Raw genomic sequence first — 8245 nt, forward strand, 5'->3', positions numbered from 1 at the left:
CACGCTATTTTCTAACTGCAAATTTTTATATATTATATAAGGGTCGGGTCCGCCTAGAGCGGGTCAGACCCCTATTCTGATGATTATTGCAATAAATAAGCCAAAAGGAATAACAAGCCACGATGTTGTGGATGTTGTCCGTAAGAAATATAACATAACGAAAGTGGGGCATGCGGGGACATTGGACCCTCTTGCTGAAGGCATTTTAATAGTCTTAACAGAAAACGATACTAAAAGACAAAGCGAATTTATGGGTTTGGAAAAAGAATATATCGCAAAAATTGCTTTTGGAATTAGAACAGATACTTATGATATAGAGGGAACTGTCCTTGAGAAGGATAAATTAAGATTAGCGGGTAAGGTGTTGGAAAGGGACAAAATAGAAAAAGTGTTAAATCAATTCGTTGGGAATATTATACAAGAGGTACCCGCTTTCTCCGCTGTTAAAATCAGAGGTAAACCCCTTTATAAATATGCTAGAGAAGGAAAAATGGGAGGTATAAAACTTCCAAAGAGGAAAGTATTTATAAAAGAATTAGAGCTTTTAGAGACTGGAGTCACTTTTGTATCATTGTCTAGACAACGATACAATTCCCCCGCCAAAAAATATCCTTACATAAAAATTAGAGTGGTGTGTTCAAAAGGAACTTATGTTCGCAGTTTGGCAAATGATATAGGCAATAAACTCGGAGGTGGCGGTACTTTAATATCCTTGGTACGGACAAGAGTTGGGAATTATACATTGGCAAATTCTCTTAGTTTGGAGAGATTTCTTATGTAGTCAGATGATTTACGAGTTCTCTATACGCTTTTAGATTGTTTACGGCAAGCCAACATTCATTAGGTATCGCCACTGCGTATAACTTTTTTTCTTCCGCAAGAATTGGGAATAATATTTTCTCAAAATCGCTTTTTTTGTTTAGGTTAAATAACTTATCAAAATATTCAAAGCTTTCTGGCGAGAATATAGTTACTCCAATATGCGTTGGTATTGGAACCATAGGGTACATATCTATTTGAGATACTTGCCCATTACATATTTTCATCCCGGTAAAGGCATAAGGAGTTTCTTCCACAACAACCACAGTGGAGATATTTCCTCGCAAAGTTCCTTGAATATGCCCCGCAATTATATCTCCCGGAAAAGAACCTTTGTAATTTATTATTACATCGTCTGGGTTGTGGACAATTAGGTTTTTGTTGTTTGGGATTGAGCCATTAAGAATGGCATTTTTTACTGCCCCGCCTTTTCCAACAGGATGTCCCGGGTCATAGCTGTAAGAAATATTTATGCCAAGTTTGGAACCGTCCCCGAGCAAATCTTTTATTGTGTCCGCTTCATAATACACCAGTGCCACGAAGTTTTTGATGCCAGCGTCTTTATACATTTTTATAGCCATCTCCAGCATTGTATTGTTGTTGGGTAGTTTGAACGAGTTTTTATGTGTGTCGCTAGTGCCTTCCACTTCCTTAAAACGGGAGCTTTCTCCTCCTGTCATAAGCGCTACCACACAATTGTCCATAAAATTTTTGTATTGTTCGTTTTTCATAAACTATATCTTTCCACCTCCGCGGTGGATTTTATGAGTTTAATAAATTTTAACTTTTTTAGCAATACGAAATTTAAGGATATAAATGACACTATTAAAAATGGAAAGATTGAAAACACTGATTTTAAAATAAAGAATAACGAAAAAGCTAAAAGTATTGGAATATATTTTGTATAAGGTTCCAGAGCCTTGTTAACCTGTTTTAATAGAGTTGGTTTTAGGTTTTCCACTACAGGTTTTATGTCCACTTTCCCTTCCTGTGTAAGAGTTATATCTTTTGGATTTATCACATCTTGATTAAACCCTAATTGTTGACGAGTACTCCCTTCGCTAAAAGTTTCTTCCAACTCCGCGCGGATAAATTTTAGAGTCGCTTCCCTGTCCTGTGTGTTAATAACTTGCCCCAAACTATTTTGCAGTTGAGTATTTATCTGTGTTTCTAAATTATTTTCAATAATTTTAATAGCCGGTTCCATAGCTTTGTTTAAAAATCTTTCAGGGATTTTAAATGGCAATCCTTTTGTCGCGGCGCTAAAGAAAATATAAAAATTTATGGATAGAATTAGTCCCAATATTACCAAAAAGCTGTGAATGTTTTTGGGAATAATTATGGCTAGTTTTGGTTTTATGCAGTTTAGGTATTCTAAACGAATATATAAGACCATTTTAAAAAGTCCTAACGATATAAATAAAGCGGAAATAGACGACACCGCCACTTGGTTTGGCAAAGATTGTCCGAGGGCAAAACCTAAAATGTAGCCGGTAAAACTAACGATAAAAAAAGGAATTAGCCTAACTTTTGTGGTGGTTATAAAACTGACTAAAATGTAAAAAAAGGTGGTTATAAAAATGGCTATGAAAATTAAAAGTCCTGCTTTTATACCTTGATTTGTTTGAGATAATATGTCTGGAGAGATTACTGAAAAGGTTTTAAAGGCAAAGCCAAGGAATAAAAGAGAAATAAAACAGGCTAGTAATATAACAACAAATTTTAGGGCAATTTTAGTCTCCATTGTGGTCGGGACAGGGTTCGAACCTGTGACCTTTGCGATGTCGACGCAACGCTCTAATCAACTGAGCTACTCGACCAATTTTATCTAAAGCGAAGCGCTCTAACCCCGTCCAGAGGACGGTCAGCCTTTGGCTGAAACTGCCCGCCTCCGCTTCGCTACGGCTTCCAAATTTTTCGGCGGGCAATCTGTTATTGGAGCTTCAACTTCTGCTGTGGCTGTGGGCCGATAAAAACTTGCTGAAATTGCTTGCCCCACGACACGCCGTGTGCGCTCTCGTACAGCTTAACAAACGGGCTGACATTGAAAAAGCCGTTGAGCAAAATATACGCTTCCCATAGCAAATCTTGAAGTGTCTCGTCTGCAAGTTCTATTTTCAATCCAAACCTCGCAAGTTTTTCCATTGATAGCGGACGGGAGTGCAATAAATGCTTGTCGTAGTCTGAAAAGTAATTTACCGCTTTTCGGATTTTGCCAACGGCTTTTTTATCGCCCTTGAACATATATCGCTTGAGCCAAGTTGATACAAGTTCGCGTGATAGCTTTTCCGAATCTTCGCAAAGTTCCAAAAGATCAAGTGAGTACTTTTCGATGAGGGGGATATAAGCGGGAAGTGTTTCTGGACCTTCCTTTGCGATACGCTCTTTCACTTTTTCAAAACCGCGTTTAATCGAACGAGCTGGGATGCCGTTGATTTGAGGGTCAATCGGCCCAAGCGTTCCGCTTGGATGCAAAATAATGTTATTTCCTGAAAGCGCAAGCATTGTGGCTGCCGAATAAGCCGAGTGCGGAATAAGAAAATTTACCTCATCGAATTTTCCACGCAAAAGTCCAACGAGTCGTTCTGTCGCGTCTGGTCGTCCGCCAGGACTATGCAACAAAACATCAACAGAGCCGTTTCCTTTCACAGAGTTAATAAGGTCGGTAAATCCGTCCACATCGGACAAATCAATAAAATTCGGTGCGCCCTGTGGCACGCCATCCAAGAACTTTGTTGCGTAAACTAAAAGCGGGCGGCTACGATGCTTTTCAATCTCCTCATAGCAGGTTTTTCGGAGCGCAAATAAATCTTGTCCGGTTGTTCTTTGACCGGACTGTTGCGCTTGGCCGATAAAATCGTTCCAATCTTGCGCAGTCTTAAATTTTTTGCGCTGTGGTTGAGGCGATTCCATAATGGTTTATTTCAAAATTAAGCGTTGAACCAGTCGCCGTCTTGAAAGCCGGTTTTCTGCCCAGCGCAATATTCGCCCGATCAATGAGGTCAGTCGTTTCTTTGTAGCGGTCGTATGACTTTATGGCTTCTTCGTTCTGCTTCAGGACCTTTTTTGAAGCCACTTTAGTTATCAGTTTTTGAGGGGTTTTCTTAGTCATAGTGTTTATATAATATCAGATATAACGATGAATAACAACAAAGTTTTTAGAGTCCAAGTGCTTTTATTTTCTCATCAATTACTGCCGAGTCTTTTGATTCTCGCGGGAATGGGCCATCTGCATTGAAGAAAGAGATTTCTTTAGCCGGATGATTAGCTTTTCTTGGGAATAATGACGCAATTTTATTGATATTTGTGTATGGTTCTACTTCTATTTTTTTGCCTTCAATTTCGGGATTTTCTTTTATTAGCTCTTCAACAGCTTTGGCGGCTATTTGCCAATAAGTACAAATCGCAATCTCATGTTCAGCAACTGTTCCTTCGTGGTACTTCTCAAGATGTTCCAGTAATTCTCCAGTCGCATGCCAAAGAGAATCCCATTTCATTGATCCTTCGGAAAAATTTATTTTTGTTGATCCTCCCAACATTAGTAGAAATGCTATTTCCAAAAGAGGATCTCCCTTTTCATAATGATGAGCAAACACTTCAAGCCATTTGCCCTCAAGTTTTCCGTATAAATGCGGATAGTCTTTAAATTGTTCTTTCTTGTTTTTTTTCTGGCGGTAAATACGCCAAAGTATATACGCTATTATCGCAAGGAGAATATAAAGTAAAATTATAGTTTATTTAATGAAATAGTTGGCATTCTTTTTATAAAACATAGCAAACTTCCTTATTTCCACAATGTCCAATCTCGTTGGCAAAAAGTCGGAAAGTTTAATCTTGGTGGGCGGTATAGGACTTGAACCTATGACCTCTTCAATGTCACTGAAGCGCTCTGCCAACTGAGCTAACCACCCCTTATATTACGCGATGATGTCGTCTATGATCCCGTAATTCTTTGCCGCCCCCGGAGACATAAAAAAATCCCTGTCCACATCCATTGCTACTTTTTCTCGCTTTTGTCCGCAGTGTTTTGCCAAAATATCTATGTAAATATCCTTTACCCTCAAATATTCTTTTGCGGAAATTTCTATATCGGTTGCCTGCCCCTGCGCTCCGCCGTGAGGTTGATGTATCATAATTACGGAATTTCCTAAACTATATCTTTTTCCCTTTACGCCTCCTGCTAAAATAAGAGCCGCCGCCGAAGCCGCCATACCTACCGCAATTGTAGAGACAGGACATTTAAGGTGTTGTATGGTGTCGTATACCGCAAGTCCCGCGTAAGCAGACCCTCCGGGAGAATTTATGTATATTTTGATTTCCTTTTTGGAGTCTTCGTATTGCAAAAACAATAACTGCGCTATAACCGTGTTTGCAGTAATCATATCTATAACATCGGTTAAAAATATAATCCGCTCTTTTAAAAGTCTTGAATAAATATCATAACTCCTCTCAAAACCCCGCGGGTCTTTTTCTACCACTATAGGTACTAATTGATTAGTCATTTTTTTCCTCCGTCACCAACTCTAAGAGCTTTTGGATAGCCTTATTCTTTTTTAATATGCTTCTAATATACCATTTTTGGTTCTCGTTTGAAAGCGCCTCCTTTGTTTTTTCGTCTGGAGCGGCGTCTATGGTTTTTTTAATGTCTTCTTCGGAAACTTCTATTTTTTCCGTGTTGGCTACTTCGTTTAATAACAAATCCGCTTTTATATTATATTCCGCTATTTTAGAGTATCCGGATTTTAATGTTTCCACGGTTTTATTTTGCGATTTTAAATAGTCTTCTACGGTAATCCCAAGCCGCGCCGTTTGGTCTATTAAATTTGAAAACATATTGGTTACCTCTTCGTCTATTAATAATTGAGGAACTTCTATTTTTACAGTTTCAAGTATTTTATTGATTATTTCTTCTATAGTGGGTTTTTTGTCATTTTCTCCGCTTTTTAAAGTTGTTACCTTATTTTTGTAATCTCCCAAAAGTATATCTGGTTTTTCCACAACCGTAGCCTTGAATATTAAGTCTTTGCCTTCTTCAAATTGGGTTATTTCAATTTTAGGACTTATAATAGGGTTTATTTTGTGTTCCTTTAGCGCCGCCGAATAATAGTTTGGAATTAAATGGTTTATCACTTCCCCGTTTAATTTCCCTTTATCCACCTTTTCTTTAACCATATTAATAGGCGCTTTTCCTTCCCTAAAACCCTCCACTTTTGTATGTTTAGAAAAATGTTCCAAAGTGTGTTTAAACGCAGTATCCACCGCGTTTTTTTCCACGGTTATAGTAAGTTCATATGTCTTTTTTGGTAATTTCTCAATACTTGTATTCATATTGTTTTTTTCCTATTCGTATCGCAAAGCGTCTATTGGGTTCTTTTTAGCCGCTTTGTAAGCAGGGTAAGTTCCAAAAATTATACCAACTCCCGCCGAAAACGCAAATGCTAAAAGCACCGACCCGGGTGTTAATGTGGCAGGAATAAAATTTTTTAAAGCTAGAGACCCCAAATATCCCAAAAGGATTCCGTTAAATCCTCCAATAACGCTCAATATTAAAGACTCTGTTAAAAATTGAACTAGGATATTATTTGGGGTTGCCCCCACCGCTTTTCTAAGCCCGATTTCCCGCGTTCTCTCGGTTACCGAAACAAGCATTATATTCATTATTCCTATGCCTCCTACAAGTAAAGATATAGCCGCTATCCCAGCTAAAGCAGTGGTTAATGTAGTTAGGATATTATTTATGGAACTTAAAAGTTCTTCGGCGGTGAAAAGGGTAAAATCATCGCGAGTTAATGTTTTAAGAAAAGCCTTTTCAATATCTTTTTTGGCTTGGTTTATATCCACAGCGGGGTTGGTTTTTATATTTATGCCGGTAATTTTTCGTATGTTGAAAAGAAGTTTGGCGGTAGTAAAAGGAATAGTAATGATTGAATCGTAATCCTGACCTCCAAACCCGCCTCTTTTTTCGTACACGCCTATTACAGTAAATTTTTTATCCTCAATAGTAAATTCTTTGCCTAGCGGGTTTTCGTTTTTAAACAATTTTTCCACCACGGAATTTCCTATTATGGCAGAGCGACTTGCGTTTTGATACTCCGCTTTGGTGAAAAATCTACCAGATAGAACTTTATAATTTAACACTTTAGGGAAATTGTAATCGGTAGCGTAAATTAGGGAATAAAAAGTATTCTTTTTGTAGTTAGCCCTTTTAGAATCGGTGGCTTCTATTGTTGCCGCAATAACTGTTTCGGTTATTCTTTCCACATTTTTAACTTCCGTTTCCGAAAATTTGCTGTTGGTTAAAGCGCGACTAGGGTCGCCTCCCCCTATTTCAACCTTTATTTTTCCGGGAGTTGCCAAAACTAGGTTTGAACCCAATTTTTCAAATTCGCCGGTTACATAGCCTGTTATACCGTTTCCAATTGAGATTAAAAGAATCACCGAGGCAACTCCAATGATCACCCCCAGCATTGTTAAAAAAGAACGGACTTTGTTTGAGCTTACCGATTTTAAGGCAAGTTTTATGGTTTCCAAAAATTTTGGCAAAATGTTCATTACTTTATTATTTTTCCATCCTCAATTCTAATTATTCTTTTGGTTTCTTTAGCCACATCTTCATCGTGGGTAACTACCACAATGGTCTTTCCTTCTTTGTTTAGTTTAATAAACAAGTCAATTATCTCTTTGCCCGATTTGGAATCTAAATTACCTGTAGGTTCATCCGCCAAAATAAGTTCAGGATTGTTTATTAACGCCCTTGCTATAGCCACTCTTTGCTGTTGACCGCCGGATAGTTGGTTGGGGGTATGTTTTAGTCTATCTGACAAACCCACTTCTTTAAGAAGTTGAATAGCTCTATCTCCTTTTTTGTATTCTGAATTATAAACTAGAGGCAATTTTACATTGTCCAAAGCGGTGGTTCTTTGCAGTAAATTGAAAGTTTGAAAAACAAATCCCACATATTTATTTCGTATTCCGGCAAGTTCTTTTTCCGACAGTTTGGATATGTCCTGTCCGTTAATGAGAATTTCGCCTTTGGTTGGAACATCCAGGCACCCAATAAGGTGCATAAGGGTGGATTTTCCAGACCCACTTTTTCCCACAATAGAAACAAACTCGCCTTTTACGATTTTTAGGGAAATGTTTTGAAGAGCGCCCACCAAAACCCCGTCCATTTTATAATCTTTGTATACATTCCTAAATTCCACTATGGGAGAAGTTTTAGTTGGCATTTTCAAAAAACCCTCTTTCTATCTTTAACTTTGGATAAAGGGGAAAGTATTATGTTTTCGCCTTCTTTATAGTTTAATTTGGTGATGACGCCGTTAATGGGGGATTTAATATAGGCGTTGGAAAGGTTGTTTAAGGTAGCATCAGTGGTAGCTTTAGCGGAAGCAATTGCGTTGTTGTATTCATTATATTTGGACCA

At 38.0% G+C, this 8245-nt stretch carries 11 protein-coding genes and 2 tRNA genes; 1 reads left to right on the forward strand and 12 read right to left on the reverse strand.

Features of this window, described 5'->3' with window-relative positions:
- Window positions 1–79: 79 nt before the first annotated feature.
- Entirely contained in the window at window positions 80–781 is a 702-nt protein-coding gene (truB, locus tag KJ678_00610) for a tRNA pseudouridine(55) synthase TruB (protein ID MBU1016654.1), read from the forward strand.
- Here the strand turns inward: truB and KJ678_00615 are convergent.
- The 12 genes from KJ678_00615 to KJ678_00670 form a co-directional block, all read right to left on the reverse strand.
- The gene (locus tag KJ678_00615; GenBank protein MBU1016655.1) at window positions 774–1550 is read right to left on the reverse strand and encodes a hypothetical protein; all 777 of its coding nucleotides are present in this window, start codon (window positions 1548–1550) and stop codon (window positions 774–776) included. The genes truB and KJ678_00615 overlap by 8 nt on opposite strands.
- The gene (locus KJ678_00620) at window positions 1547–2563 is read right to left on the reverse strand and encodes a hypothetical protein (GenBank protein ID MBU1016656.1); all 1017 of its coding nucleotides are present in this window, start codon (window positions 2561–2563) and stop codon (window positions 1547–1549) included. The genes KJ678_00615 and KJ678_00620 overlap by 4 nt, the downstream gene beginning before the upstream one ends.
- 2 nt (window positions 2564–2565) lie before the next feature.
- A tRNA-Val gene (locus KJ678_00625) sits at window positions 2566–2639 on the reverse strand.
- 112 nt (window positions 2640–2751) lie between these two features.
- Window positions 2752–3732 (reverse strand): hypothetical protein, encoded by a 981-nt coding sequence (locus KJ678_00630; GenBank protein ID MBU1016657.1) that lies wholly within the window; start codon window positions 3730–3732, stop codon window positions 2752–2754.
- Entirely contained in the window at window positions 3698–3931 is a 234-nt protein-coding gene (locus tag KJ678_00635; GenBank protein MBU1016658.1) for a hypothetical protein, read from the reverse strand. Before KJ678_00635 ends, KJ678_00630 begins: the two co-directional genes overlap by 35 nt.
- A 46-nt stretch (window positions 3932–3977) precedes the next feature.
- Window positions 3978–4415: a hypothetical protein gene (locus KJ678_00640; GenBank protein MBU1016659.1), complete on the reverse strand. Its 438-nt coding sequence runs from the start codon at window positions 4413–4415 to the stop codon at window positions 3978–3980.
- A 239-nt stretch (window positions 4416–4654) separates the two neighbouring features.
- Window positions 4655–4730: transfer RNA gene (locus KJ678_00645), tRNA-Val, on the reverse strand.
- 6 nt (window positions 4731–4736) lie between these two features.
- Window positions 4737–5321: an ATP-dependent Clp protease proteolytic subunit gene (locus KJ678_00650; GenBank protein ID MBU1016660.1), complete on the reverse strand. Its 585-nt coding sequence runs from the start codon at window positions 5319–5321 to the stop codon at window positions 4737–4739.
- Window positions 5314–6147, reverse strand: a complete 834-nt coding sequence (locus tag KJ678_00655; GenBank protein ID MBU1016661.1) for a hypothetical protein — start codon at window positions 6145–6147, stop codon at window positions 5314–5316. Before KJ678_00655 ends, KJ678_00650 begins: the two co-directional genes overlap by 8 nt.
- Window positions 6148–6159: 12 nt before the next feature.
- Window positions 6160–7371, reverse strand: a complete 1212-nt coding sequence (locus tag KJ678_00660; GenBank protein ID MBU1016662.1) for an ABC transporter permease — start codon at window positions 7369–7371, stop codon at window positions 6160–6162.
- Window positions 7371–7991: an ABC transporter ATP-binding protein gene (locus KJ678_00665; GenBank protein ID MBU1016663.1), complete on the reverse strand. Its 621-nt coding sequence runs from the start codon at window positions 7989–7991 to the stop codon at window positions 7371–7373. Before KJ678_00665 ends, KJ678_00660 begins: the two co-directional genes overlap by 1 nt.
- 59 nt (window positions 7992–8050) lie before the next feature.
- Window positions 8051–8245 (reverse strand): hypothetical protein (locus tag KJ678_00670; GenBank protein ID MBU1016664.1); only part of this gene is annotated, 195 nt, incomplete at its 5' end.

The sequence above is a fragment of the Patescibacteria group bacterium genome, from assembly GCA_018817085.1.
Classification (GTDB): Bacteria; Patescibacteriota; WWE3; order CG2-30-40-12; family CG2-30-40-12; genus CG2-30-40-12.

Excerpts from the sequence above, each read along its gene's own strand:
- KJ678_00635 (MBU1016658.1), bottom strand. The coding sequence starts at position 3,931 with ATGACTAAGAAAACCCCTCAAAAACTGATAACTAAAGTGGCTTCAAAA.
- truB (MBU1016654.1), top strand. The coding sequence starts at position 80 with ATGATTATTGCAATAAATAAGCCAAAAGGAATAACAAGCCACGATGTT.
- KJ678_00665 (MBU1016663.1), bottom strand. The coding sequence starts at position 7,991 with ATGGACGGGGTTTTGGTGGGCGCTCTTCAAAACATTTCCCTAAAAATC.
- KJ678_00630 (MBU1016657.1), bottom strand. The coding sequence starts at position 3,732 with ATGGAATCGCCTCAACCACAGCGCAAAAAATTTAAGACTGCGCAAGAT.
- KJ678_00620 (MBU1016656.1), bottom strand. The coding sequence starts at position 2,563 with ATGGAGACTAAAATTGCCCTAAAATTTGTTGTTATATTACTAGCCTGT.
- KJ678_00650 (MBU1016660.1), bottom strand. The coding sequence starts at position 5,321 with ATGACTAATCAATTAGTACCTATAGTGGTAGAAAAAGACCCGCGGGGT.
- KJ678_00655 (MBU1016661.1), bottom strand. The coding sequence starts at position 6,147 with ATGAATACAAGTATTGAGAAATTACCAAAAAAGACATATGAACTTACT.
- KJ678_00615 (MBU1016655.1), bottom strand. The coding sequence starts at position 1,550 with ATGAAAAACGAACAATACAAAAATTTTATGGACAATTGTGTGGTAGCG.
- KJ678_00660 (MBU1016662.1), bottom strand. The coding sequence starts at position 7,371 with ATGAACATTTTGCCAAAATTTTTGGAAACCATAAAACTTGCCTTAAAA.